This window comes from [Empedobacter] haloabium, from assembly GCA_008011715.2.
GTDB lineage: Bacteria > Pseudomonadota > Gammaproteobacteria > Burkholderiales > Burkholderiaceae_D > Rugamonas > Rugamonas haloabia.
Genome location: CP136508.1, coordinates 4,419,123 through 4,442,832 on the forward strand (window position 1 = coordinate 4,419,123; position 23,710 = coordinate 4,442,832).

23 protein-coding genes and 3 pseudogenes are annotated in these 23,710 nt (G+C 64.9%); 17 read left to right on the forward strand and 9 right to left on the reverse strand.

The genetic code is table 11. From position 1 onward, the window contains the following. Positions 1–30: 30 nt before the first annotated feature. The gene (locus E7V67_019290) at positions 31–1,320 is read right to left on the reverse strand and encodes a histidine kinase (protein ID WUR11831.1); all 1,290 of its coding nucleotides are present in this window, start codon (positions 1,318–1,320) and stop codon (positions 31–33) included. A 1-nt stretch (position 1,321) separates the two neighbouring features. Then, a complete protein-coding gene (locus E7V67_019295) occupies positions 1,322–1,969 on the reverse strand; it encodes a response regulator transcription factor (protein WUR11832.1) in 648 nt (215 codons plus the stop codon). 145 nt (positions 1,970–2,114) lie between these two features. On the opposite strand from E7V67_019295, the gene E7V67_019300 reads away from it, so the two are divergent. Beyond that, on the forward strand, positions 2,115–2,765 hold the full coding sequence (locus tag E7V67_019300; GenBank protein ID WUR11833.1) for an energy transducer TonB: 651 nt from the start codon (positions 2,115–2,117) through the stop codon (positions 2,763–2,765). 26 nt (positions 2,766–2,791) lie between these two features. On the opposite strand, the gene E7V67_019305 is transcribed toward E7V67_019300, so the two are convergent. Beyond that, entirely contained in the window at positions 2,792–3,484 is a 693-nt protein-coding gene (locus E7V67_019305) for a hypothetical protein (protein WUR11834.1), read from the reverse strand. A gap of 506 nt (positions 3,485–3,990) precedes the next feature. Between E7V67_019305 and E7V67_019310 the strand changes: the two are divergent. Beyond that, positions 3,991–5,455, forward strand: a pseudogene (locus E7V67_019310) (ATP-binding protein). Between the two features lie 165 nt (positions 5,456–5,620). On the opposite strand, the gene E7V67_019315 reads toward E7V67_019310, so the two are convergent. Continuing rightward, positions 5,621–5,965: a hypothetical protein gene (locus E7V67_019315; protein WUR11835.1), complete on the reverse strand. Its 345-nt coding sequence runs from the start codon at positions 5,963–5,965 to the stop codon at positions 5,621–5,623. A gap of 53 nt (positions 5,966–6,018) precedes the next feature. Here E7V67_019315 and E7V67_019320 point away from each other — a divergent pair, with 53 nt between their 5' ends. The 5 genes from E7V67_019320 (at position 6,019) to E7V67_019340 (ending at position 11,319) form a co-directional block, all read left to right on the forward strand. Then, positions 6,019–7,398 (forward strand): sigma 54-interacting transcriptional regulator, encoded by a 1,380-nt coding sequence (locus E7V67_019320; protein ID WUR11836.1) that lies wholly within the window; start codon positions 6,019–6,021, stop codon positions 7,396–7,398. 212 nt (positions 7,399–7,610) lie between these two features. Further along, the gene (locus E7V67_019325; GenBank protein ID WUR11837.1) at positions 7,611–7,928 is read left to right on the forward strand and encodes a BON domain-containing protein; all 318 of its coding nucleotides are present in this window, start codon (positions 7,611–7,613) and stop codon (positions 7,926–7,928) included. A gap of 290 nt (positions 7,929–8,218) precedes the next feature. Next, positions 8,219–9,133, forward strand: a complete 915-nt coding sequence (locus E7V67_019330) for an AraC family transcriptional regulator (protein WUR11838.1) — start codon at positions 8,219–8,221, stop codon at positions 9,131–9,133. Positions 9,134–9,686: 553 nt separating this feature from the next. Next, entirely contained in the window at positions 9,687–10,469 is a 783-nt protein-coding gene (locus tag E7V67_019335) for a PEP-CTERM sorting domain-containing protein (GenBank protein ID WUR11839.1), read from the forward strand. An 82-nt stretch (positions 10,470–10,551) separates the two neighbouring features. Beyond that, positions 10,552–11,319, forward strand: a complete 768-nt coding sequence (locus E7V67_019340) for a PEP-CTERM sorting domain-containing protein (protein ID WUR11840.1) — start codon at positions 10,552–10,554, stop codon at positions 11,317–11,319. A 299-nt stretch (positions 11,320–11,618) separates the two neighbouring features. On the opposite strand, the pseudogene E7V67_019345 reads toward E7V67_019340, so the two are convergent. After that, a pseudogene (locus tag E7V67_019345) lies at positions 11,619–11,723 on the reverse strand (phosphotransferase). 10 nt (positions 11,724–11,733) lie between these two features. Here E7V67_019345 and E7V67_019350 point away from each other — a divergent pair. The 3 genes from E7V67_019350 (at position 11,734) to E7V67_019360 (ending at position 13,879) form a co-directional block, all read left to right on the forward strand. Next, positions 11,734–11,973, forward strand: a complete 240-nt coding sequence (locus E7V67_019350; GenBank protein ID WUR11841.1) for a hypothetical protein — start codon at positions 11,734–11,736, stop codon at positions 11,971–11,973. A gap of 296 nt (positions 11,974–12,269) precedes the next feature. Continuing rightward, positions 12,270–13,031 carry a PEP-CTERM sorting domain-containing protein gene (locus E7V67_019355; protein WUR11842.1) on the forward strand — a complete coding sequence of 254 codons (762 nt, stop codon included), beginning with the start codon at positions 12,270–12,272 and terminating at the stop codon, positions 13,029–13,031. A gap of 77 nt (positions 13,032–13,108) precedes the next feature. Next, the gene (locus E7V67_019360) at positions 13,109–13,879 is read left to right on the forward strand and encodes a PEP-CTERM sorting domain-containing protein (GenBank protein WUR11843.1); all 771 of its coding nucleotides are present in this window, start codon (positions 13,109–13,111) and stop codon (positions 13,877–13,879) included. Between the two features lie 112 nt (positions 13,880–13,991). Here the strand turns inward: E7V67_019360 and E7V67_019365 are convergent. Beyond that, a pseudogene (locus E7V67_019365) lies at positions 13,992–14,171 on the reverse strand (IS1595 family transposase). Positions 14,172–14,749: 578 nt separating this feature from the next. Here E7V67_019365 and E7V67_019370 point away from each other — a divergent pair. The 3 genes from E7V67_019370 (at position 14,750) to E7V67_019380 (ending at position 17,225) form a co-directional block, all read left to right on the forward strand. Continuing rightward, positions 14,750–15,553, forward strand: a complete 804-nt coding sequence (locus E7V67_019370; GenBank protein WUR11844.1) for a PEP-CTERM sorting domain-containing protein — start codon at positions 14,750–14,752, stop codon at positions 15,551–15,553. 80 nt (positions 15,554–15,633) lie between these two features. Beyond that, positions 15,634–16,407 carry a PEP-CTERM sorting domain-containing protein gene (locus E7V67_019375; protein ID WUR11845.1) on the forward strand — a complete coding sequence of 258 codons (774 nt, stop codon included), beginning with the start codon at positions 15,634–15,636 and terminating at the stop codon, positions 16,405–16,407. 53 nt (positions 16,408–16,460) lie between these two features. After that, positions 16,461–17,225: a PEP-CTERM sorting domain-containing protein gene (locus tag E7V67_019380; protein ID WUR11846.1), complete on the forward strand. Its 765-nt coding sequence runs from the start codon at positions 16,461–16,463 to the stop codon at positions 17,223–17,225. 106 nt (positions 17,226–17,331) lie between these two features. Here the strand turns inward: E7V67_019380 and E7V67_019385 are convergent, their stop codons facing one another. Further along, the gene (locus tag E7V67_019385; GenBank protein WUR11847.1) at positions 17,332–18,126 is read right to left on the reverse strand and encodes an APH(3') family aminoglycoside O-phosphotransferase; all 795 of its coding nucleotides are present in this window, start codon (positions 18,124–18,126) and stop codon (positions 17,332–17,334) included. Positions 18,127–18,312: 186 nt separating this feature from the next. Between E7V67_019385 and E7V67_019390 the strand changes: the two genes are divergently transcribed. Together E7V67_019390 and E7V67_019395 are read left to right on the forward strand one after the other, a co-directional pair. After that, complete coding sequence (locus E7V67_019390; GenBank protein WUR11848.1) at positions 18,313–18,756, forward strand: PEP-CTERM sorting domain-containing protein; 444 nt, start codon at positions 18,313–18,315, stop codon at positions 18,754–18,756. Positions 18,757–18,835: 79 nt separating this feature from the next. After that, the gene (locus tag E7V67_019395) at positions 18,836–19,591 is read left to right on the forward strand and encodes a PEP-CTERM sorting domain-containing protein (protein ID WUR11849.1); all 756 of its coding nucleotides are present in this window, start codon (positions 18,836–18,838) and stop codon (positions 19,589–19,591) included. 85 nt (positions 19,592–19,676) lie between these two features. Here the strand turns inward: E7V67_019395 and E7V67_019400 are convergent, their stop codons facing one another. Beyond that, the gene (locus E7V67_019400) at positions 19,677–20,999 is read right to left on the reverse strand and encodes a homoserine dehydrogenase (protein WUR11850.1); all 1,323 of its coding nucleotides are present in this window, start codon (positions 20,997–20,999) and stop codon (positions 19,677–19,679) included. A gap of 52 nt (positions 21,000–21,051) precedes the next feature. Next, positions 21,052–22,281, reverse strand: coding sequence for a pyridoxal phosphate-dependent aminotransferase (locus E7V67_019405; GenBank protein ID WUR11851.1), 1,230 nt, complete (start codon positions 22,279–22,281; stop codon positions 21,052–21,054). Positions 22,282–22,463: 182 nt separating this feature from the next. Here E7V67_019405 and E7V67_019410 point away from each other — a divergent pair, with 182 nt between their 5' ends. Both E7V67_019410 and E7V67_019415 read left to right on the forward strand, forming a co-directional pair. After that, positions 22,464–22,838, forward strand: coding sequence for an Mth938-like domain-containing protein (locus E7V67_019410; protein ID WUR11852.1), 375 nt, complete (start codon positions 22,464–22,466; stop codon positions 22,836–22,838). Between the two features lie 87 nt (positions 22,839–22,925). Further along, a complete protein-coding gene (locus tag E7V67_019415) occupies positions 22,926–23,393 on the forward strand; it encodes a peroxiredoxin (protein WUR11853.1) in 468 nt (155 codons plus the stop codon). Positions 23,394–23,710: the final 317 nt, after the last annotated feature.

The following is a 23,710-nucleotide window of genomic DNA, read 5'->3' on the forward strand; positions in this document are numbered from 1 at the left end:
GCGCTACCGGCAGTGCGCCGGCGCGCGCGGCTAAAGCGGCAATGCGATGGCGATGCGCGTGCCGCCGGCCACCGGGTCGCTTGCAAGCGCGAAGCTGCCGTCGAGCGCCTGCACGCGCTCGCGCATGCCGGCGATGCCGATGCCCTCCCGCCGCGCAGCGGCGTCGAAGCCCGTGCCGTCGTCCTCGATCTCGATGTGCAGCATACCGCCGCGCCGCGCCATGCGCACGTGGGCGTGGCGCGCGCGCGCGTGCTTGACCACGTTCGACAACGCTTCCTGCGTCACCCGGTAGGCGGTGATCGCCACCTCGGGCGCGATGCCGTCGAGGTCTTCGTCCGCCTGGCAGGCAAAGCGGCAATCGGGATGGCTGTCCTCGTATTGGCGCACCATTTCCTCGACGGCGCCGCGCAGGCCCAGCATGTCCAGCACTTCTGGCCGCAGCCGGCGCACCAGCGCGCGGCCACTGTTATACAGGCCCAGCGCCAGCCGCGCGATCGTCTGTGCGCGCGTACCGATGTCCTGCGCCAGCGTGGGCGGTTGCACGTCGCGCGCCAGCGCCGCGATGCGCTGCGCCTCCAGCCGGGCGGCCACCAGCACGGCATTGAGCTCGTCGTGGATCTCCAGCGCGATACTCTGGCGCTCGGCCTCCACGGCGGTGTTCACGCGGCGCAGCAGCTGGCGCTTTTCCGCGTCCGCTGCGCGCAATGCCGCCAGCGACGCCTGCAGCGACGTGTCGAAGCCCTGCGACAGCCGGAACGCCAGCGCGCCGCACAGCAGCAGTCCCGCGCACGCCACCAGCAGCTCCACCTGAAAGCGGTGCGCCTGCCTTGCCAGCAGCGCCTGGGGCGCCATGCGCACCTGCAGGTACCCCACCGTTTCGATCGTCATGCCCTGCTGGCCGGCGGGCGCCGCCGGCGTGGCGATCCAGATCACACGCTTGACGACAGGCGCCTCGTAGTAGCGTCGTTCGGGCGCGCCGACGGCGCGCCCCGAGAGGCGCAGCAGCGGACGCCGGCGCGCGTCGAACAGCGCCACCTGCCATATCGCCGCGTCGGATTGCAGCACGTCGCGAATGGTGCGCTGCAGGCCTTCGTAGCGCCCCGAGACGATGGCGTACTCGCTGCTGTCGGCCAGCACGCGCGCCAGTACCTGGCCGCGCTCGGCCAGCTCGGCGCGCGCTTCCTGCTGGCGCGATTGGTAGCTGTACCAGAGGAACGCCAGGCACATGGCGACGACCGGCGCGATGGTGATGACGAGCAGCCGCGTGCGCGTGCTCCAGCGCCGCCACGGCCGCCAGCCGCCCGAGGTCGCGCGCGCCACGTCAGGGCTGGATCAGGCCATGGCGCACGGCCAGGCGCGTGATGTCGGCCGCGCGGTGCACGCCGAGCCTGTCCTTGATGGTCTGGCTGGCATTGCTGATCGTCTTGCTGGACACGTCCAGCCGCTCGGCGATCTCCGCATTCGTTAGCCCTTCGGCCATCAGCGCGAAGATCGCCAGCGAGCGCTCGTCCAGCAGCGCCTGCGGCGACTCGTCACCTCGTACCGACAGGCTGGCCAGCCGCTCCGCGATCGCCGGCATGAAGTACAACTCACCCTGGTGGGCGCGGCGCACGGCGGTGACCAGTTCCTCCGGGTCGCAATCCTTGGTCATGAAGGCGCGCCCGCCGATGCGGTAGCACTCCTTGACCAGGCTGTCCTGGTCGAACTGGGTCAGGAACACGATGCGCGCCTCCGGGTAGTCGGCCAGCAGGCGGCGGGCCACGTCCATCCCCGTCAGTTGCGCACCGAAGCGGATGTCGAGGATCAGCACATCGGGGCGCTGCGCCGCGTATGTCGCGATGGCCTCCTCCGGGCTGCGTGCCTGCGCCACCACTTCGATATCCGGTCCCGCCAGCGACATGGCGAAGCCCCCCATCACGATCGGATGATCGTCCGCCAGCATGACGCGAATGCGCTCCGGCTTATTCATTTCCACCTCCTGGCAAATATCGATTCCCGACGGCGGCAGGATACCATGGCAGCTCCGGGCAAAGAAATCCCTTCCGTTATTGCTAGATCATGGAATAGTATACTTCCACTGCCTGGCAATACAGGCTTCCATCAGGAGAGCAAAAATGGACTTCAACCCGGCCCAACCAAAGAGAAACCCGACCGGCATCGCTGTCGTCGTCCTGTTGCACCTGGGCGCCGCCCTGGTCGCGCTGCAGCACAACACGATCACGTTGAACCGGATCGTGCCGCCTGGCGTCATCGACGTGCTGGTCCCGCCACCGGTGGAACCGCCGCCGCTGCCCGAGCCGGTGCCGCTGCCCACGCCATCGAGCCCGCCGCCGATCGCGGTGCCGCCCATCCAGGACTTCACGCCGCAGCAGCCGCCGCCGCAACTGACAACGGGCATCGCTACCGATACGCCGCCGACCGTTACGCCAGCCGTCGGCGCGGCAGTGGGCCCGGCCGTGGAGGTACCGGCCCGCGCGGCGCCCGTGCGGGTGGCGCCGGTCGTCGACGCGCGCGCCTGCAAGCGGCCGGACTATCCGCGCAACGCACTGCGCAACGGCGAGACGGGCACCGTCACGCTGGCGCTGCTGATCGGCACGGACGGCAAGGTGGTGCAATCGAGAGTGGAAGGATCGAGCGGCTCGCGCGAACTGGATCGCGCGGCGCAGGCGGGCTTGTCGCTGTGCCGCTTCCAGCCAGGCACGGTGGACGGGGTGGCTTACGAGTCATGGACCCGCATGCAGTACGTCTGGAACCTGGACGACTGACGCGCATCGGGCCGGGACCGGCCGGACTATGGGTCGGTCCGCAACCAGCGCTCCAGTTCAGCATCGCCCGGCGTCTCGGCAAACAACCGCTCCAGCGGCCAGCCCCGCTTATCGAGCAGGTAGGCGACCTTCAGGTGATAGCCCCGATACAGGCCGCTCTTGCCGCGGTCCAGCTCCGGCGCGCCGGCGATGAAGGCGGCCCGGTTGGCGATGTAGTTGAAGTCGCCGGCCTTGCCCACATAGTCGGCGAACCCCTCCAGCAGCCACTCGGGATAGCGCAGCATCACCGTGCGGCCGAAACGGCGCGAGACGTCGCTGTGCGTCAGCTCATGGGCGATGAAGTAGGACAGCGGCCGCTGCGCCGCGTCGGCGATCGGCCCCGGCCCGGGCGGCACGATGCGGTTCGCTTCGATATCGGCCGCACGGATGACGACGTGGCGGGTCAGCCAGACGTCCGCCACGCCGCCGAAACGGGTGCTGAAGTGCATGCCGTACAACCACATGCGCCAGGGCTCGTTACAGATGAATATCCGCGCCGGCGTGGCGCGGTCATACAGCGGCGACGTGCGCCAGCGCCGCGTGACGTCGTCCAGCACCGGCTCGATCGCGCGCGGAATCGGCCGGTCCGACCAGAGCTCGTAGTTCTGGTAGGCGATGCGGTAGGCGAACGCCGGCTGGGGAAACACGATCGCAAGAACGCACAGCAGTGCGAGGATCATGGCCGCGACCACGGCGGCCGATAACAATCGTACTGCTCTTCGCATCGTCTTCCTGTTCGATACCGGTGAATGCTAATCTGGTGAAATTATCCTTGCCGGCTTATCGAAGCCTTAATGCCAGATGCGCCCCTCCCTGTTCCTCGCCGCCTTCGCACTCGCGGCCGTGCCGCCCTGTGCCCTGTGGGCCATTGGTACGTCGCTGATCGAGGTGACGCCGCAAGCGGGCCGAGACGCGGCGGCTGGTCGCCGCCGCGCCGGCCCGCAAGCGCCTGTGGGTCGTTGCCGGAGCCGCCCATGGCGACCTGCACGGGTTCGCCCCTGCCGAATACGAGCATCGTATCGGGGCATTCCTGCAGCGCTGCCTGCGCTGACGGCCATCGCACTGCCGGATCCGTGCCCGGCACGGCCATCCTGCTTGCCTGAGGCAACAATAGTTTATTTCCAGCAATCAACAAATTGCGCACTCGACAGTGCCGTTTTCCCCTATCATTCCGGAGTTAACATTATTGACATATTGCCGACCGCGCACCCCTGAATTGTATGTCCCTGAAGCTTTCCTTCCGCCAGTTGCTGCTGGGTGCCTTTCTGCTGATCGCGGTACTGCTGGGCGCCACGTCCGTGCAGGCGCTGCTGACGCTCGAGCGGCTGGCGGCGCAGAGCCGTGCGATCAGCAACGATGCGATCATGCTGACGGCGAGCGCGCAACAGCTGGCCGAGCGCAGCGTGGCGATGGAGCGCAGCGCGCGCCAGTTCCTGGTGCTCGACGACCCGGCATTCCGCGAACGCTTTGCCGAAGCGTGGCGCGACGCGCTGGCCGCGCTGGACGTGATTGCCGGCGCCCTGCCCGGCGCCGAACCGAGCGCCTTCGCCGACTGGCGCCGCAATGGCCAGGCCGCATGGCAGGCAATGGAAATGCCGCGCGAGCGCCGCAACGCGCGCCAGTTGCGTCTGGACGCGGCGCTGGCCCAACTGCCGGCAATCAATGACGAGCTGGCCGAACGCGTCAAGGAAGAGGTGGACCGGCGCAACGCCGCGATCCTGGCCGAACTGGACGAGCGCCGCACGATCCTGAAAGGCCAGGTGGCGGCGTCCATCGGCCTGGCGGCCGTGCTGGCGCTCGCGTTCGGGCTGTGGCTGGCGCGGCCCCTGCGCCAGATCGAGAACGCCATTTCCCGGCTGGGCGGCAACCGTTACGACGTGCCGATCGCCGTCTACGGGCCGGCCGACCTGCGCCGGCTGGGCCGTCACCTGGACTGGCTGCGCCAGCGCCTGGCGCACCTGGAGGCGGACAAGTCGCGTTTCCTGCGCCATATCTCGCACGAGCTGAAGACACCGCTGGCCGCGCTGGTCGAGGGCGTGGCCCTCCTGGAGGACGAGGTGGCCGGTCCGCTCAGCCCCAACCAGCGCGAAATCGCCGGCATCCTGCGCCAGAATACGGTATCGCTGCAGACCCAAATCGAAGACCTGCTGCGTTACAATGCTGCCAGTTTCGAGGCCCAGACCCTGCGGCGCGAGCCGACCGACATGGGCGAACTGCTGGAGCGGATCGTCGACAGCCAGCGCCTGCAGTGGCAGGCGCGCGGCCTGACGGTGGCGATGGCCGGCAGCGCGCCGCCGATCGCCGTGGACGCGGACAAGCTGGGCATCGTCATCAGCAACCTGCTGTCGAATGCCGTGCGCTTCAGTCCCGAAGGCGGCACCATCCGTTTCACGCTGGACGTGGCGCGCGCGTCGCGCGGCAAGCTGCTGCAGCTCGACTGTATCGACCAGGGCCCGGGCGTGGCCCCGCAGGACGCCGAACGCGTCTTCGAGCCCTTCTACCAGGGCGAACGCCAACCGCCGGGCGCCCGCCGCGGCAACGGTATCGGCCTGTCCATCGTGCGCGAGTATGTCAGCGTGCATGGCGGCAGCCTGCAACTCATGCCCTCGTCGAAGGGGGCTCATTTCCGTATCGAACTGCCCTATGACTAATATTTCTACGCGCCTGCTGGTGTGCCTGCCGCTGGCGTTGCTGCTGGGAGGTTGCGCGCAAAAGCAACTGGCGTCGCTGCACTATCCGCTGACACCCCGGGTGGCCCCGCTGCCCGTGGCGGTCGCGCCCGTGGCCCCGCCCGACGAAGTGGCACCGCTGCTGGCCTACCACCAGTCGCTGCGGCGCATGACGCAGGGCGAGCTGCTGAAGGAACTGTCCGGCATCACGCTGCAGCAGCGCACGCCCAAGATCACCCTGCAGACCGGCATGATCCTGATGTTGACGCGCGGCGGCGGCGACCTTGCCCGCGCCCAGAGCTTGTTCGACAGCGTGGCCAACGCCACCGAACCGGAAGCGGACGGCCTGAAACCGCTGGCCCAGCTGCTGTCGAGCCATTGCGGCGAGGCCCGCCGCCTGTCCGACAGCGTCGACCGCGTGACCGCCCAGTTGCGCGACACGCAGCGCAAGTCCGACCAGCTCAGCGATACGCTGGAAGCGCTGAAGGCCATCGAGCGCGGCCTGCCGGTGCGCCCCACGAGCGGCCCGTCCGCGGGGGGCGCTGATGGCGACCGGAGCCCACCTGCTGCTGGTCGACGACGATCCCGACCTGCTGCGCCTGTTGTCGATGCGGCTGACGGCGAACGGTTACCGCGTCACCGCGGTCGGCAGCGCCGAGGCCGCACTGGCACGCATCTCGATCGAACTGCCGGCCCTCGTCATCAGCGACATTCGCCTGCCCGAGCGCGACGGCATGGCCCTGTTCCAACAGATTCGCAGCCAGTATCCGGCGCTCCCGGTCATCCTGCTGACGGCGCACGGCACCATTCCCGATGCCGTCGAGGCGACGTCGCTGGGCGCTTACGCCTACCTGACCAAGCCGTTCGACGCCAAGGTGCTGCTGGAACGCATCGAGCAGGCGCTGTCCCTGACGGCGCCGTCGGCCGTGCGCACGACGGGCGACGACAACTGGCGCAGCGAGATCATCAGCCGCAGCCAGTCGATGGCCGAGCTGCTGGCCGAGGCACGCCTGGTGGCCGCGTCCGATGCCAGCGTGCTGATCCGTGGCGAGAGCGGCACCGGCAAGGAATTGCTGGCGCGCGCCATCCACCGGGCCAGCCGGCGCGCCAAGGCGCCGTTTATCGCCGTCAACTGCGGTGCAATTCCCGAGCAACTGCTGGAGTCGGAACTGTTCGGCCACGTCAAGGGCGCGTTCACGGGCGCCGTGACCAGCCGCGAAGGCCTGGTCCAGGCGGCGGACGGCGGCACGCTGTTCCTCGACGAGATCGGGGACATGCCCCTGCTGCTGCAGGTGAAGCTGCTGCGCGTGCTGCAGGAGCGGGTGGTGCGCCAGCTGGGCTCGGACGCGGGCCGGCCGGTGGACGTGCGCATCCTGTCGGCCACTCACCGCGACCTCGATGCCGCGATGCTGGAGGGCCAGTTCCGCGAGGACCTGTATTACCGCCTGAACGTGATCACGCTGACCTTGCCGCCGCTGGCCCAGCGGCGCGAGGATATCGGCTTGCTGGCGACGCAATTCCTGCACATGCTCGCCAGCAAATACCAGAAGACGGTCAACGGCTTCGCGCCGGACGCCCTGGAGGCGCTGACGCGGGCCTCGTGGCCCGGCAACGTGCGCCAGTTGTACAACGTCGTCGAGCACGTTTGCGCGCTGGCGACGGCGCCGCTGGTACCGTTGTCGCTGATCCAGCGCGCCCTGCGCGTACCGACGCTGGAAGTGCTCAGCTATACGGAAGCGAAGCAACGCTTCGAGCGCAACTACCTCGTGCAATTGCTGAAACTCACTGATGGCAACGTTTCCGACGCGGCCCGCCTGGCCGAGCGCAACCGCACGGAGTTTTATCGGCTGCTGCAGAAATACGATCTGAACGCCAGCCAGTTCCGCGGGGAGCCAGCGCCTGTCGCTGACGAGCGACAAGAATAAATCTTTACAAATCAAGTATTTACTTATCAAGGGTCGGATACTGTCGCCAACAGGCGACAAATCCGATCCTTTTTTATTGCTTGCAGAAAATTAAATCTTGACAGATTTTCCAACTCCTTGATTTCTATATATTTTTTTGACCTGGCACGGCGCTTGCTCTTACCCTGTCAACGTCACACGGCGTTCCCTTAAATTGAAATTGGAGAGTAACCATGACGAATTCGAAACTGATCGCTTCCCTGCTGGCCGCCGCTTCCCTGAGCGTAGCTTCCGTAGCTTTCGCCGCCGAGCCGCAGCAGGACGCAGCCATGGCAGGTGCGGCCGCCGCTTCGGGCGACACCGCGCTGACCGCCAAGGTGAAGGCTGCGCTGGCTGACCAGAAACAGATCGGCGTGACGAGCCAACAAGGCGTTGTCGTACTGACTGGCACCGTTGCCAGCACCGACGAAGGCACGAAGGCTATCCAGGCGGCTTCTTCCGTCGAAGGCGTGAAGGAAGTCAAGAGCGAACTGACCGTCGCCGCGAAGTAAGGAGCAGGCGCGACGTAACGATCCCCCCGGCAGTCTCAAGGAGCCGAGACTGCTGTAGTAGTACCCGTAGTAGTGTAGTACCGCAGTAGAAGTAGCATCTGAGAGTAGCAGTAGTACCTCCCCTTCCCGCGGGTGGCGCGCAAGTGCCATCCGCGCTTTTTTTGTCCCTACGGCCCAGCCCGTGTCCACTGGGGTCACACCCCGACATGGACACGACCTCGACCGCAGGCATGCTTGCCTTTGGCGCCAGCGCACGGTAGCTTGTCGGCCAAGGCCGGACCGGAGCAACCATGAATATCCCCAATCGCCACGAATACGACCGCCGCATGCATCGCGTGCTGGACCATATCGACCGGCACCTCGATCGCCAGCTCAGCGTGGCGGAACTGGCCGACGTCGCGCACTTCTCCCCCTTCCATTTCCACCGGATGTTCACGGCATGGATGGGCGAGACAGTCGCGGACCATGTGCGCCGCCGTCGCGTCGAAACGGCCGCCTCGCGCTTGGCGACCCAGCCCGAGGTAACGGTACTGCAGGCGGCACTGGCGGCCGGCTTCGGTTCGGCGGAAGCGTTCACGCGCGCGTTCAAACTGCGCTTCGGCCAGCCCCCCACTGCCTGGCGCGCGGCGCAGCAAGACAGCAAGACGAGTCAGGTACGCCGCAAGCCTGGTCAGGCCGACGCCGCCACCGGTGGGCAAGATGATGGCTCCACCAATCGAAAGGAGCGCATCATGATCGAAGTCATCATCACCGAACGAAATCCCGTCCACGTCGCCTACCTGCGCAAGACCGGCCCGTATGGCCCCGAACTGGGCCGTTTCTGGGGCGAAGTCGTCTATCCGTGGATGGCCACCAACAACCTGCTGGGCCGGCCGCGCTACGGCATCTGCCTGGATGACCCCACTGTCACGGCGCCGGAGCAGTGCCGCTATGACGCGGCGGTCGAGGTGCCGCCCGAGCAAGCACTGTCGGGCAATCCCATGCGCACCGTGGTGCCGGGCGGGCAGTATGCCGTGCACCGCTTCCGCGGTCCGGTCGAACAGGTCGTCGGCGCCTGGCTGGCGCTGACGCGCGACTGGCTGCCCGCCAGCGGCCTGCAGCTCGATGCGCGGCCGTTCGTCGAGCATTATCCGCCCGACGCCGCCTACGATCCCGCCACCGGGGTGTTCGAGGCGGAACTGTGCATGCCGGTAACGCGGCTCTGAACATCGCTCTCCGGCATCGTCCAGGTCACCCTGGCGCCGCACACGGCCTTCGTCATGACCGGTTCGACACATCGAACCGTGGACGCCTACAGCCCGGAAGCGCGAAGCCTTTCGTCAGGTACGTTCTACGCACAGCTGGCCGCGAACGGCGCCACCGTGTCCCAGATGGGCACGGGCGACGGCGATTGGAACTGGATCGATGGCGACTATGACACTTTGCAGCGATTTGCCGCGAGTTATGCAAACGTCGCCTTACATATACCCCAGAGTCTTCCTGGACCAGTTCCACCCGAGGGGCTGCCGCGCGGCGGCGCCAGCACTGTTGAAGAGCCGACGCGCATTCTGCTCCGTTGCGCCCGACGGTGCGATAACGACCGACATTGCGGGAACCGCGTCGCGTAAAGCACTGGCAACTCAGCAAGAACCAGTGTAAGCTCAACAAGATAGTTGCCATATTACTATTATTTTGATAGTGACACAGGCCTGTCCTGCCGCTGCGGCAGTCCAACAATATGACGGCGGCGCCAGCAGCGGTGCCGCGCTGGGGAATGCAATGTCTGATAAAAAAAGCGCCGTGCTGCTCGCCGGCGCGCTGGTTGCAGGAATGCTGGCCGCACCAGCGGCGCTGGCGGCCTGGAATGGCACCAAGTTCGGCACGCGCGTGGAGAACCTGGCGGTGCGAACCTTCGACCTGGCACCGGCGGATGGTATCGATGCGGGCTACACCATGGGCGACGTCACGACGACCTTCACGTTGAGGGAGTCCTACTCCAAGTGGCAAACCGTCACCGGGAGCATCGCTGCGCCGGATACGCTGACGATCACCGACGGTCCCTCGTTCGGCCAGGCGTCGTGGTACGGCCAGCCTGGCGAGCTGGCCGTTTCCGCCCAGTCGGACGAACGTGCGCTGGGCGGTTTCAACGTAAGCATCGTCCAGACCTTCGTCGTGACGGTCGCACCCCGCACGGCCTTCGTGATCACAGGCTCGACCCACAGCACCGGGCACGCCTATGGAACGCAATCGACCAACTACTCGGGCCACTACTTCCGTGCGTCGATCGATGCGGGCGGCACGTATCACAACGAAATGGGCATCAACATGTCGCCGCACTGGCGCGATATCGACCAGACCGACGATTTCGCGGTGAGCTTCGCGAACATGAGCGACGTGGCGCGTGCGATTACCGTTCAATACCGCCTGTCGACCGAAGGCTACGCCCTGGTCGTGCCGGAGCCTTCGACCTACATGATGCTGGCTGCCGGACTGCTTGGTGTCGCAGGCCGTATCAGGACCGCCCGCCGGAACGCCGCGCACAGCGCCAGCAACGCCGGCTGAATCCGGTCCGCCGATGACCATTTCCCGGTCACCCCACAATCGAAGCGGCTGGCGCGACAGCGCACAGCCGCAAGGAGCCATTATGAAAACCATCATCAACGCCGCGTTCCTGGCGAGCCTTGCGCTCACTGGCAGCGTCTTTGCCGCCGGTCAGGCCAGCGCCAGCGCCGCCAGCATTTCGAACGTCAGTTTCACTGTCTTCGACCTTACCCCGACCGACGCCATTCAGGCCGGCTACACGGTGCAATCCGTCGCAAGCGAGTTTTTCCTCGAAATGGATGACGGCCGATCGCCCTACGTCCAGTGGCTGTTCGGCCCGCTGGACGCGCCATCGAGCCAGGAGCTTGCGGGCGTCGGAGCGGTGGCCACGGCCGCCCTCGACGGCAACATCGGCGGCCTTGCCGGCAACGCCAACACCACGGCGGGACAAACCTACGCGTCGAGCTACCTGAGCCAATCCGCCAGGATCACGCTTGCTCCGTATACGGGCTTCGTGGTCACTGGTAACACCGCCCTGTCCGCCCATCTCGGCAAGAGCGACGACCGCTGGAATGTGCGCGTGCAGGCATCGATTTCTGACGATTATTTTTCGAATTACGACCAAAGCCTCTACGAGCGTGAAGCCCATTATTACAGCTGGGAGGCCGCGACCCCGAACATCGAGCTGACCGAACAGTTCAGCGTCTCGTACGTTAACAATTCGGCGCAAGCACGCACGATTACCCTCGGGTTCACCAACTCCGCTTCGTACAACAACGCGACCCTGGTACCGGAGCCGACAAGCTGGGCCATGCTGGGCGTCGGTCTGCTTGCCATCGGTACGCGGGCGCGACGTCGTCACAGCTGCTGACCCGGCGGCGGGCACGGGCCCTGGAAACCATGTTTTGCGATGCCTGCGGGCGGTCTCTCAACCCGGTCGCGAGGCGTCACGCCCGTCCTGCCGCTGCGGCAGTCTTTACAATCTTGGCGGTGTTTGCAGCAACGCCGCCGTTGGAGTCTCTAAGAAGAAACACATCAACCGCGCACTGGCCTTTGGCTTACTGCTGGCTCGCAATCGGCGCCGTCGCACGGCGCCGCCAAGGCGCAGCGTGATCGCCGGCTGGCGCTGACCCGCAAGGGCGGCCGCGGCCGCCCTTTTTGAATCGCTTGATCGAGCACGCCCAGGCGACCGCAATCGATGAACCCCGTGAACCTGCCGTTCGCCGCCAGCACATTGTGCAGGCAGGTGTCGCCATGCGTGACGACCAGGGCTTCCTGAGCGGGCTTGCGTTCGGCCAGTAAAGCGCGCACCGTGGTGCCGGGCGGGCAGTATGCCGTGCACCGCTTGCGCGGGCCGGTCGAACAGATGGCGGGCGCCTGGCTGGCACTGACGCGCGACTGGCTGGCCGGCGGCCTGCAGCTCGATGCGCGGCCGTTCATCGAATATTGCCCACCCGACGTGGCCTACGATCCCGCCAGCGGCGTCTTCGAGGCGCAGCCGTGCATGCCGGTAACGCGGCTATAGGGCCATCCCGCGTCATCGCTTCGTGCCGACGCCACGCCCCGGCCGAGACGACAGCGGCCGCTCCGATGGACGTGCCGTCACAGGGCACGGCCACGTCCGCCCACGCCGTGCCCTGGCAGTGGCGCGGCGGGCGCACGCAAAAAAGGGCAAGACGGTCGACAATAATCCATATATCATTGTCAAGATAGTTGCCACCTTGATATTTTTTTGCAAGTCACTCGCGGCCTATCCCGCCTGGCTGCGGCGGTCCAGCAACGACGACGGCACCCGCAGCAGTGCCGCCAGGGAGATCGCACTTGAACAAGATAGTCCAGGCCGCGCGCGCGGCGATAACGATGCTGGTGCTTACTGCCAGCCACCTGCCCGCCTCGGCAGCGACATTCACCCGGGCAGAGGCCCGGGTCGACCATATCGCCGTACAGGTATTCGACCTGGCACCGGCCGACGGCATCGCACCCGGCTATACGCAAGGATCGACCAGTACGAGCTTCGACCTGTTTTACGACTTCGATACCCGGTCGAGCCCGGTCCTGGAAGGGCCAGGCGAGGTCTCCCTGCGTCGAGGCAGATCCTCCGCCTCGGGCTCTTGGCAGGGTGGCGTGGGCGGCCTGGAAGTCGTCGCGGTCGCCGCGCATGCCGACGCCAGCCTGTATTCGATCGCACGCCAGTCGGTCGTATACACGGTCGCGCCACATTCGATGCTCGTCATCCGTGGCTTGGTGACGCAGTCCAGGGACATCGATCCCACCATCTGGAGCGGTGGCGCCACCACGCGGGTCAACCTCGGCCTGGTCCCCGATGGCGCAGTGTCGCGCAACGAGGTTCACTACACCCTGTACACCTACGACGGCTATGACGCGGGCGTGTACAGCGCCGACCAGTTTGCGCTGAGTTACGCGAACGGCGGCAGCGAGGCGCGCCAGGTGATCTTCCGTTATGACTTGCAGACGTACGCGAACATCATCGCCGTTCCCGAACCGTCGGCCTGGCTGATGCTGGCGGTCGGCATGGCCGGCATCGCCGGCGCGGCGCGCCGGCACCGCAAACTCCTGGGCTGAAGCGGCATGCCCACCGCACTCACTTGCCACCTGAACATCGCCACGGCGCCGCTGGCGCCGCCATTTGGAGCCTGCCCATGAAATTTGCCATCACTGCCGCCTGCGTGGCCGCTTTGCTTGCCGGCACGAGCGCATCTGCCGCCACGCCCACCAGCGCCTCGATCAGCATTGCCAACGCCGCCATCCATGTGTTCGACCTGACGCCCGACGACGGCAATGCTGCCGGCTATTCGATCCAGAAAGTCTACACGGGGCTCAATATCTACTTGAACCAGGACGAGGGCGCCGGCGTCATGGCGTCAGCCTCTCCCACGGGTGCCGCGACCATCGCACGCGACAGCCACATGATGCAAGCCAGCGCCGGATGGACCGGAACACTGGGAGAGATAACGCTCACGACCAGTAGCGGCAATAGCGCCGGCTACTCGTCCGCGGACGCCTGGCACGCCTTCACGATCCGCGTAGCCCCGCACACCGCATTTGCCTTCACGGCACTGGTAACGGTGGCGGATGGACGCAACACGCCTGGCAGCTTCAGCAAGGTCGGCGTCTGGCTGGACGTGCTCGGCCTGGTAAATCCCCAGCACGACATCCGTTACGAACTCGAGCGTGGGAGCTGGGACCCTGCCAGCGGCAACGCCACGCCGGACTTCAGCCTGCAACAGGATTTCAGCGTGTCTTACGTCAATCTCACCGACAGCGCGCAGGACCTGAGCTTCACCTATCGCTTGTTCAGCGACGTGCGGTATGCCGTCGCGCCGGTGCCGGAACCGGCCACTTACCTGATGCTCGGTGTGGGGCTGCTGGCCATCGGGGCGCAGGCGGCACGTCGCCATCGCGCAGCTTGACTGGCAGGCGGGCGCAACGCCAGGGCGGCCGCGGCCGCCCTTTTTATTGGCGCTGTTCGCGTCAGCTTGTGGCTGCCGCTTGTCGCGAAACTTTATGAGCGCGCCGCTGTCACTAGCAGCCTGTGCCGTACTGCCCCGGCGCCACCCCGATGCGCAGCCAGTCGGACGGCGTCGCCGGCGAGCCGGCATCCAGTTCCCGATACCAACCGGTGTAATTGGCCAGGTAGCGGCTGGCAACACCATTGAACCGGCCCAGCCAGCCCTTGAAGCGGCTGTGCCAGCCGTTCACATGAGCCTGCAGATCGAGGATGGCAGAGAAGGAAGGTCCCTGTGGGAGCACAAGAACCTGTATGAGCCATTCACCCATCAGCTCTACAGCAGCGGCGCTACTGCTGACTCGACCTGGGCGGGTGGCAGCGGCAATGTCACTGCCACCGCCACTACCGCACTGCCTTACGTGAGGCCGACCGTCTATCTAACGCAATACTTCACGATTATGCTGGCGCCAAATTCGTCATTCCCTGCCAGCGGAACGGCCGTCATGTCGGGACACGTGACATTGCCGATGATTATGAGAAGCCAATGTCAGCGCGGCTCCCGCGCGCTCTTTGGCGGCGACAACCAATGGCCGCTTGGCCACCCTTGCCTGCAAGCTCGACGGCAATGCACCGTTCCGTCCGCGGTTCAGGGGCATATTGCGGACCGTGAAGTGCGACGCCCTACCGATAGCCAGACTACAACATCTAATATATTATTCTTAAGACAGTTGCTTTTTTACTATCATCAAGATAGCCACCGCCTCCTGTCCTGCCGCTGCGGCAGCTTGTCAACTCCATCGGCGCGCGCAGCCGCGCCGCCTAAAAGGTTCAGATGAAACATCAACTCACTCCGAAAGTGCTGGCCAGCGTCGCGCTTGCCACCATGACCCAATGGGCCGTGGCCGCCCCGCTGTTCGGGAGCGACTACAGCTCGCGTGTCACAAACATTGCGTTCAATGTCTACGATCTGGCACCGGCCGACGGCATCGCGGCACATTATTCGATCAGCTCGCTCACCAACCTGTACGAGCTGTCGTATTCGACCGCGGGCACCTATCATCCGTATACCGAAACGCGTACGACTGCCGGGTCGGTCACACACGGCAGCGGCGCGACCAGGGCGACCGGTTCCTGGTCGGGTGTTTTCGGCGAACTGTCGGCATCCGCCCATATCGATGCACCCGTCAGCGAAACCTACGTGACGGCCAAGGCGACGCAGACGATCGTCATCACGCTGTCCCCGCACACGGCATTCGTCGCCAGTGGCCGCTCCCTACTGGAAGGCAGCAACTATGGGGAATGGTCCAGCATCTATGCCCAGGCGAGCATGATCATGCGGCTCGGCCCGGCCGATGGCGCCTCGAAAAACCAAAAATTGTTCAGCTCCTATCCGACCGGCCTGTATGACGGCGAATTCAATCTGATCAATGATTTCGCACTGGGCTACACGAACACCACCGACGTCGCGCGCGATATCACGTTGTCGCTCGAGTTGTGGGCAGACGGCAGCCTGAAAGGACCGCTGGTCCCGGCCGTCACAGCGCCGGTGCCGGAGCCGTCGACTTGGCTGATGCTCGGTGCCGGCCTGGTAGCACTTGGCGCGACAGCACGGCGCAGGGCAAAGCCGCTCAGATAGTCCGGCAACGCCAGCTGCGGAACGCATTAGCACTCATCGATAACCGGACGCATTCATTGCGTCCAGACCTGGAACCGATCATGAACCGAAAATTGTTTACAGCAGCATTCTGCAGCATATTGTTCGCCACGAGCGCCAGCGCGGCGGGACCTGTCAGCACTACCAGCGTCAAGGTCAGCGACGTCGCCTTTCAAGTATTCGACCTGACGCCGGCGGACGGGATCGCGGCTGGCTATACGATCCGCGACACCTATACACTCCTGGAGGCAACCCTGTCACGCTCGGGCTGGGACGGCAACATGTACGGCTCCGCGCGCGACCGCCCATCCAGCGCCAGCACCATCGAGCTGGAATACCGCAACGAGTATGCCAGCGCTTCCTGGAACGGCGCCTTGGGGGGACTCAGCTTGTCGGTCACCAGTTCGCAGTCGATTTTCACAGGCAGGGTCGATGCCAGCCAGTCCATGCTCGTGACCCTCGCCCCGCACACGGTTTTTGTCTTCAGCGGACTGGTTGCGCAGAGCGGAACGAATCCCGCCACGCAGGGTTGGAGCTATCGGTTGACTTCGGACTTCAGGGCCAAGATCTACGATTTCGGCGATCCAAGCCACGAGCTGCTGTTCGAGCGGATACTGGGCGGCGACAACGTGCCCGACTACGCGCAGACTGACCCCTTCAGCCTGACCTATGTGAACGATACGGACCTTCCGCGCGAACTCAGCGTGCGGATGGACACTTACGCATACGCCCACGCGCCTATCGTGCCGGGCGTTCCCGAACCCTCGACGTACCTGATGCTGGGCGCCGGTCTGCTCGGCATCTGCTGGCGCTCCCGCCGTGGCCAGCCTGCCTGACCATGGCACCGGCCTTCACCTCATCACCGCATACTGTAAAACAAGGAGAACCAATGAAACGTCTTATTACTTCCATGGCACTGGGCGCGCTGGTCGCCGGCAGCGCCGCTGCCGCCACCGTTCTGCCGACCGATGGCATGGATGTCAAGACACAGGTGTCGAACCTTCGCTTCGAAGTCATCGACCTGACGCCAGACGACGGCATCACGCCGACGTTTCAGTTAGGTTGGTCCACTTACCAGCGCAGAGTCACCCTGGGACATGGAACCGGAGAGACCACGCTGTTCGAAGGGGACCTCGATCACGCGGATACCCTGCGCGTGCGGCATAGTGGCTCGAGCGCGGCGGTGACGTGGAACACGCCGGTCGGCGGAGAAAGCGAGAGCTCGGTACGTGTGCTATCGAACCTGGACGGCAAGGCGACGACGCTGACAGCGGAGCAGACGAATCTCTATCTGGGTCCAAACGCGCGCTTGATCGTGTACGGCGACATCGTCCAGCAGGCAGTGTTCGTCGGCAACGGCGCCGGTCGGGGTATCTCGACGGCCGACATCGTCCTGGACGCCTATCTCGACACGCATGACGACTATCACAGTGTGATCGACGCCGTCACGCCGTTCAACAAGGTAGAGTCGTTTGCGCTGTCCTACTCCAATACGGACAGCTACGAACACTGGCTGACGCTGAGTTTCAAGACGCAGGCAGTGGGCATCTCGGCAGTGCCCGAGCCTTCGACCTGGCTGATGCTGGGGGCGGGTCTGCTCGGCGTCGCCTCCGTTGCGCGCCGCCGCCAGCGCCGCGGATGGCCGCCGAAATAACGACCTCAGCTGGATGCAAGTCGCGCTACTTCGGCGGTACAGGTCACGGCGGCGCACTGCCGCGGTATCTGCAACGCTGAGATAGCGCACACGGCGTCCGCCGGCGCTAGAAAAACTCGTCGAGCAGGCGGTAGAACGCTGCCCGGCCAGCATCGAATGCGACCGGCCCTGGCGCGAAGTAGCGCGCCAGGAACGGCTCGACCCACGCTTCGCCCAGCGCCTCGCCGATATCGCGCACGGCCAGGGCCAGGTCCTGGTGGCGGTCCGCCACGCCCAGCCGGCCGCAATCGATGAAGCCGGAAAATTCGCCGTCTTGCGCCAGCACGTTCGGCAGGCAGGCGTCGCCATGCGTGACGACCAGGTCTTCTTGTGCCGGCTTGCGTTCGGCCAGCAAAGCGGCCAGCTCGCCGGGGGCACAGCCGGCATTGTCTTCGTCGAAATCGTCGGCGTCGACCAGGCCTGCGTCCAGCCGGGCCAGCGCGTGGCCGATACGCACTTGCGCTCGGTGGTCGAATGGGCACTCGCGCGGGTCTAGGGCATGTAGGCGACGCAGCGCGTCGGCCAGCACGGCCACGGCCTGTGCCGGCTCAACGCCCGTCAGGTCATGGCCTGGCACCGCGCCCAGCAGGAGCCAGTGCTGATCCGCCGCCGTGACGGTGTCCACGACTGGCGCACACGGCACGCCGGCCTGCGCCAGCCAGCGCAGCCGGACTGCCTCGCCTGGCAGCTCGGCCAGCGGGGTGGCGGGTTCGGACTTGATGAACCACACCGGCGCATTATCAGGCTGTGCGACGCGCCAGACCGACGCTTCCGAGCAGCCGCCCGTGTGCGGCTGCACGACATACCGTTCCAATCTCTCGTGCCAGGTATTTGGCAAGTTGCCGGGATACTTCGCCACCATATCTCCTCAAAATCAATGAACTCATACCGAAGCGCGCGCAACTGAACCAAACAATGCTCCTGCGCACGCGTCAATAGCGGCTATGAGACCCATACGGAAACCCTCGGCAGCGCTGGCAATGTCGCGATCAACCTAGGCGGCTCTTCGTCCAACGCGACCTGGCTTGGCGGCGTAGGCCAGCTGGACATGGCCATCACGTCGAATTACGATGTGCCAAGCAGTTTCGAGGCCTCGGCAGTGCAAACATTTGTCGTGACCGTGGCACCGCGTTCCGCGTTCGTCCTGAGCGGCACCTCCGTCATGGCAGGCAATGCCTACGGCCCGAACGCTACGAACTACTCGAAGCACAGCCTGATCGTTTCCTTCGATAACGGCGATCGCAATTACCTCAGCCGTGAAAGAATCTGGGAAGACGGTTCCTTCGTGAATATCAACGAGTCGCAGGCCTTTGCGCTGAGTTTTGCGAACACGACGGATTACGCCAAGGACATCACCGTCAAGTTCCAGGCGTACGCGCAAGGCGGCGTGATCCTGGTACCGGAACCGTCGAGCTACATGATGATGGGGCTCGGCCTGCTCGGCTTGTTGGGTCACGCACGGCTACGCCGCAAACGCGGCTTGAGCACATAAGCCGATCGACGACGACTCAATTTCCTACAATATTTTAACGATGGTTGCCCGTCTTAAAGCGGGACCATGCGGAGTCATCATGAACCAAAAAATTACCACCCTGCTGATCGCTGGGCTTCTGTTCTCTGGTGCGGCATCTGCCGCCAGCCAGGCCAGTTCGGCAAGCATGCGCCTTTCTAACCTCAACTTGAGCGTGTTCGACCTGACGCCGGATGACGGCGTTACCTCCGCATTCACAGTCAAGGAAATGACCACGGAGATCGAAGCCTCCCTCTACGATGGGCGCCAGTCCTGGTCCGACGACCAATACCCGACTGGTGCGGCCAGTGTCAACATTGCCAAATACGGCTCGTCCAGCCAGACTGCGTGGGCGGGGCAGTTTGGTGGTTTCGACCTGAACTCTTCCAGTGCCACCAATTCGATGACCGCGGGCTCATGGGTGTCGCAGAGGCTTACGCTTACCCTGGCACCGCAGAGCGGGCTCGTCCTCGACGGCTGGTTGTCGATGACGGGACACAAGGCTACGCCGTCCAGCAACTGGCTGCAGAGCGTCTACCTCAACCTCACACCGCAAGGTTCGACCGGCGCCAGCGAATACCGGTTCGAGAAAAGACTGGTCAGCACGACCTTCGGACCGAATGACCTGGACAGCAATGAGCAGATCACCATGTCCTACGTGAACACGAGCGACGTCGCGCGTGATGTCAGTTTCCAGCTCTATACCCAGACCAGCATCAGGACCGTTGGACTGGTCCCCGAGCCCTCGACTTACGCCATGCTGGGCGCCGGCCTGCTCGCGCTGGGCTTGCACGCCCGTCGCCGCCGCACGAGCTGACGGCAAGAGCGACAAAAAAGCCGACGGCGTGCAGGACGCCGTCGGCTTTTTTATGCCCCGGCCGGCGGTGCCAGCCGCGCCAATCTCAGCTGAGGTTCTCCAGCCGGATCTTGGTCACGCTGCCCAGCACCGTCGGCAGTCCTTCCATGCGCGCGATCGCGTCCAGCACCTTCTTCTCCTGGGTCTGGTGCGTCAGCATGATGATGTCGGCCTGGGTCTCGCCCTCGGCTGGTTCCTTCTGCATCATCGCGTCGATCGAGATGGCGCCGTCGGCCAGGATGCGGGTCAGGTCGGCCAGCACGCCCGGCTGGTCCGTCACGCGCATGCGCAGGTAGTAGCTGGTCGTGACTTCCGCCATCGGCAGGATGGCGATGTCGGCCAGCTCGCCCGGCTGGAAGGCCAGGTGCGGCACGCGGTGTTCCGGATCGGCCGTGGCCAGGCGGGTGATGTCGACCAGGTCGGCGATGACGGCCGATGCCGTCGGCTCGGCGCCCGCGCCCTTGCCGTAGTACAGCGTGGCGCCGATGGCGTCGCCCTGCACCAGCACGGCGTTCATCGCACCCTCGACGTTGGCGATCAGGCGCTTGGCCGGAATCAAGGTCGGGTGCACGCGCAGCTCGATGCCTTCCACGCCATTGACCTTGGTGCGCTTGGCGATGCCCAGCAGCTTGATGCGGTAGCCCAGTTGCTCGGCGTAGCGGATGTCGATCGCTTCCAGCTTGGTGATGCCTTCCACGTGCGCCTTCGAAAACTGCACCGGAATGCCGAATGCGATGGCGGACATGATGGTGGCCTTGTGCGCCGCGTCGATGCCCTCGATGTCGAAGGTGGGATCGGCTTCCGCATAGCCCAGGGCTTGCGCTTCTTTCAGCACCGTGTCGAAGTCCAGGCCCTTGTCGCGCATCTCGGACAGGATGAAGTTGGTGGTGCCGTTGATGATCCCGGCCAGCCATTCGATGCGGTTGGCGGTCAGGCCTTCGCGCAGCGCTTTGATGATGGGGATGCCGCCGGCCACGGCCGCCTCGAACGCCACCATCACGCCCTTTTCCTGGGCGGCCTTGAAGATCTCGTTGCCGTGCACGGCCAGGAGGGCCTTGTTGGCGGTGACGACGTGCTTGCCGTTGGCGATGGCTTGCAGCACCAGTTCGCGCGCGGTGTCGTAGCCGCCGATCAGTTCGACGACGATGTCGATCGACGGGTCGTTGACGATCTCGAACGGATCGGCCACCACGTTCACCTCGCCGCCGGTGCGGGCCTTGGCGCGCTCGGTGTTGCGGGCCGAAACGGCCGCCACCTCGATGCCGCGGCCGGCGCGGCGGCGGATCTCTTCCTGGTTGCGTTTCAGGACGTCGAAGGTGCCGCCGCCCACATTGCCAACGCCCAGCAAACCTACTCTTATCGATTTCATGTCTGTGCTTCTGGTTCGGCGCCCGCATCGCTGCCGGCGCCAGGTTGATCGGTCAGCCCTGGCCGTGTCGGCGGCGGTAGCCCTCCAGGAAGCGCGCGATGCGTCCGAAGGCTTCCGTCATGTCGTCGGTATTGGGCAGGAACACGACGCGGAAATGATCCGGCGCGATCCAGTTGAAGCCCGTCCCCTGCACGATCAGGACCTTGGTCTCCGCCAGCAGGTCGTAGGCGAACTGCTGGTCATCCGCGATCGGGTAGATCTTCGGGTCGAGGCGGGGAAACATGTACAGCGCCGCCTTCGGTTTCACCACGCTGATGCCGGGGATGTCCGTCAGCAGCTGGTAGGCGAGGTCGCGCTGCTTGAGCAGGCGCCCGCCGGGGCTGACCAGGTCATGGATGCTCTGGTAGCCGCCGAGCGCAGTCTGGATGGCAAACTGGCCCGGTGCATTCGCGCACAGGCGCATCGAGGCCAGCATGTTCAGGCCCTCGATATAGTCTTTCGCGTGTCTCTTCTCGCCCGACAGCACCATCCAGCCCGCGCGGTAGCCGCACGCGCGGTAGTTCTTGGACAGGCCGTTGAAGGTGACGACCAGCAGGTCGTCGCACAGCGCCGCGATCGACGTGTGCACGGCGCCGTCGTACAGCACCTTGTCGTAGATCTCGTCGGCATAGATGATGAGGCCATACTCGCGCGCCAACGCGATGATCTGCAGCAGCACCTCGTCCGGATACAGCGCGCCGGTCGGGTTGTTCGGGTTGATGACGACGATCGCCTTGGTATTCGGCGTGATCTTGCGGCGCATGTCGTCGATGTCGGGGTACCAGTCCTGCTGCTCGTCGCAGATGTAGTGCACGGGGCGACCGCCGGACAGGCTGACGGCCGCCGTCCACAGCGGATAGTCCGGCGCCGGCACCAGCACCTCGTCGCCGTTGTTGAGCAGCGCGTTCATCGCCATCACGATCAGCTCGGAGGCGCCGTTGCCCAGGTAGATGTCGTCGATCGTCACGCCGGCGATGTTCTTTTCCTGGGTATAGTGCATGACCGCCTTGCGCGGCGCGAACATGCCCTTCGAATCCGTGTAGCCGGCCGCGTTGGGCAGCTGGATCTTCATGTCCTGCACGATCTCGTCGGGCGGATCGAAGCCGAAGACGGCCAGGTTGCCGATATTGAGCTTGGTGATCTTGTGGCCCTCTTCCTCCATCTGGCGCGCCTTTTCCGGCACGGGACCACGGATTTCATAGCAAACTTCGGCCAGCTTGTTCGATTTCTGAATCGGTCGCAAAATCAATCCTTCATGGGCGCAGCGTGGCAGGCGAAGCCGTTGCCATCCTTTATGCTGCATTGCGAAAATACCCATTCTGCCGAAGTCGCCTGATTTAAGCAACCTCCCAACCGGCCCAGCCCGGTAAACGCGGCGACAGGCGTTACAATAGTGCCCGTTTGAGACCAGATGCGAGCCTTTTCATGAAGCTTCACGCCAGCAACACCAAACAGTACCAGACGGTGACGGGCTATTTCCCGGGCGGTGTCGAGATCAATGCCCAGCCTTTCGACTACAGCCTGATGATGCTGCCGGAGACGCCGCCGCGTGCCTGGCCGGTCGCCAGGTTCGAGGAGCTGACCGTCGAGCATTTCGAGCAGCTGCTGGCCGAGCAGCCGGATGTCGTCATCCTCGGCACCGGCGAGCGCCAGCGCTTCGTCCACCCGCGCCTGTCCGCGCCGCTGACGTCGCGCCACATCGGCGTGGACTGCATGGACACCAATGCGGCCTGCCGAACCTACAACATCCTGATGGGCGAAGGGCGCAAGGTGCTGCTCGCCCTGATCATCGAAAAATGATGCCAGCCTTGAAACGGCCCCATCCGCAGCAATATGCGCAGGTGCCGTCGCCGGCACCGCACAACACCGCTCTCCAGGAGAACCTCAGTGGCCGATAGCCAAACCCCTTCCCCTCTGGCTGACTTTTCCGCCGCCATGACCGGCGGCCAGACCTTCACGCTGTCGGGACGCCCCGCCAAGACCACCGTGCTGTATTTCTACCCGAAGGACAACACCCCCGGCTGCACGACCGAGAGCCTGGCCTTCCGCGACCTGCACGACAAATTCCGCGCCGCCGGTGCCGAGGTATACGGCATCAGCCGCGACTCGCTGCGCTCGCACGAAGGCTTCAAGGCCAAGCTGGACCTGCCGTTCGAACTGATCTCCGATCCGGACGAAGCGGTGTGCCAGGCGTTCGGCGTGATGAAGATGAAGAAGATGTACGGCAAGGAAGTACGGGGCGTGGAACGCAGCACGTTTGTGATTGACGCTGACGGCCGGTTGGTGAAAGAATGGCGTGGCGTCAAGGTCCCCGGGCACGTTGACGAAGTGCTCGAATTTGTCGTGCGCCGCTAGGGCCCCACGCGCGAGTACACTGGGCATGAGGTCCTGCCGCGGCGCCTGGCGCCGGCGGGACCGAGTCCGCGAATGAACGTATTTGATACAGCCAGAATGGAGACAGCTAGAACTTGAGTCGACAGCAATCTCCCCGTCTTCACTGTCCGGCAGAGCGCCGGCCCGCGCTGTTACCTGTGCCTGCCCCCGCATTGTCCCACAGTGCTCATTCCTGCAACCCTGCTGTTCGTTTTTCCCTGTTTTTTCCCTGTCCTTTTCCACGGCATCCGCTATTCCGACCGACCCATTCACCGTGGCGCACCGCGTCATGGCGGAAC

Coding starts and splice junctions, on each gene's coding strand:
- E7V67_019360 (WUR11843.1), top strand. CDS start 13,109: ATGAAATTTGCCATCACTGCCGCCTGCGTGGCCGCTTTGCTTGCCGGC.
- E7V67_019320 (WUR11836.1), top strand. CDS start 6,019: ATGGCGACCGGAGCCCACCTGCTGCTGGTCGACGACGATCCCGACCTG.
- E7V67_019300 (WUR11833.1), top strand. CDS start 2,115: ATGGACTTCAACCCGGCCCAACCAAAGAGAAACCCGACCGGCATCGCT.
- E7V67_019395 (WUR11849.1), top strand. CDS start 18,836: ATGAACCAAAAAATTACCACCCTGCTGATCGCTGGGCTTCTGTTCTCT.
- E7V67_019410 (WUR11852.1), top strand. CDS start 22,464: ATGAAGCTTCACGCCAGCAACACCAAACAGTACCAGACGGTGACGGGC.
- E7V67_019295 (WUR11832.1), bottom strand. CDS start 1,969: ATGAATAAGCCGGAGCGCATTCGCGTCATGCTGGCGGACGATCATCCG.
- E7V67_019385 (WUR11847.1), bottom strand. CDS start 18,126: ATGGTGGCGAAGTATCCCGGCAACTTGCCAAATACCTGGCACGAGAGA.
- E7V67_019390 (WUR11848.1), top strand. CDS start 18,313: ATGGCCATCACGTCGAATTACGATGTGCCAAGCAGTTTCGAGGCCTCG.
- E7V67_019340 (WUR11840.1), top strand. CDS start 10,552: ATGAAAACCATCATCAACGCCGCGTTCCTGGCGAGCCTTGCGCTCACT.
- E7V67_019325 (WUR11837.1), top strand. CDS start 7,611: ATGACGAATTCGAAACTGATCGCTTCCCTGCTGGCCGCCGCTTCCCTG.
- E7V67_019370 (WUR11844.1), top strand. CDS start 14,750: ATGAAACATCAACTCACTCCGAAAGTGCTGGCCAGCGTCGCGCTTGCC.
- E7V67_019330 (WUR11838.1), top strand. CDS start 8,219: ATGAATATCCCCAATCGCCACGAATACGACCGCCGCATGCATCGCGTG.
- E7V67_019315 (WUR11835.1), bottom strand. CDS start 5,965: ATGGCCTTCAGCGCTTCCAGCGTATCGCTGAGCTGGTCGGACTTGCGC.
- E7V67_019305 (WUR11834.1), bottom strand. CDS start 3,484: ATGATCCTCGCACTGCTGTGCGTTCTTGCGATCGTGTTTCCCCAGCCG.
- E7V67_019375 (WUR11845.1), top strand. CDS start 15,634: ATGAACCGAAAATTGTTTACAGCAGCATTCTGCAGCATATTGTTCGCC.
- E7V67_019380 (WUR11846.1), top strand. CDS start 16,461: ATGAAACGTCTTATTACTTCCATGGCACTGGGCGCGCTGGTCGCCGGC.
- E7V67_019335 (WUR11839.1), top strand. CDS start 9,687: ATGTCTGATAAAAAAAGCGCCGTGCTGCTCGCCGGCGCGCTGGTTGCA.
- E7V67_019400 (WUR11850.1), bottom strand. CDS start 20,999: ATGAAATCGATAAGAGTAGGTTTGCTGGGCGTTGGCAATGTGGGCGGC.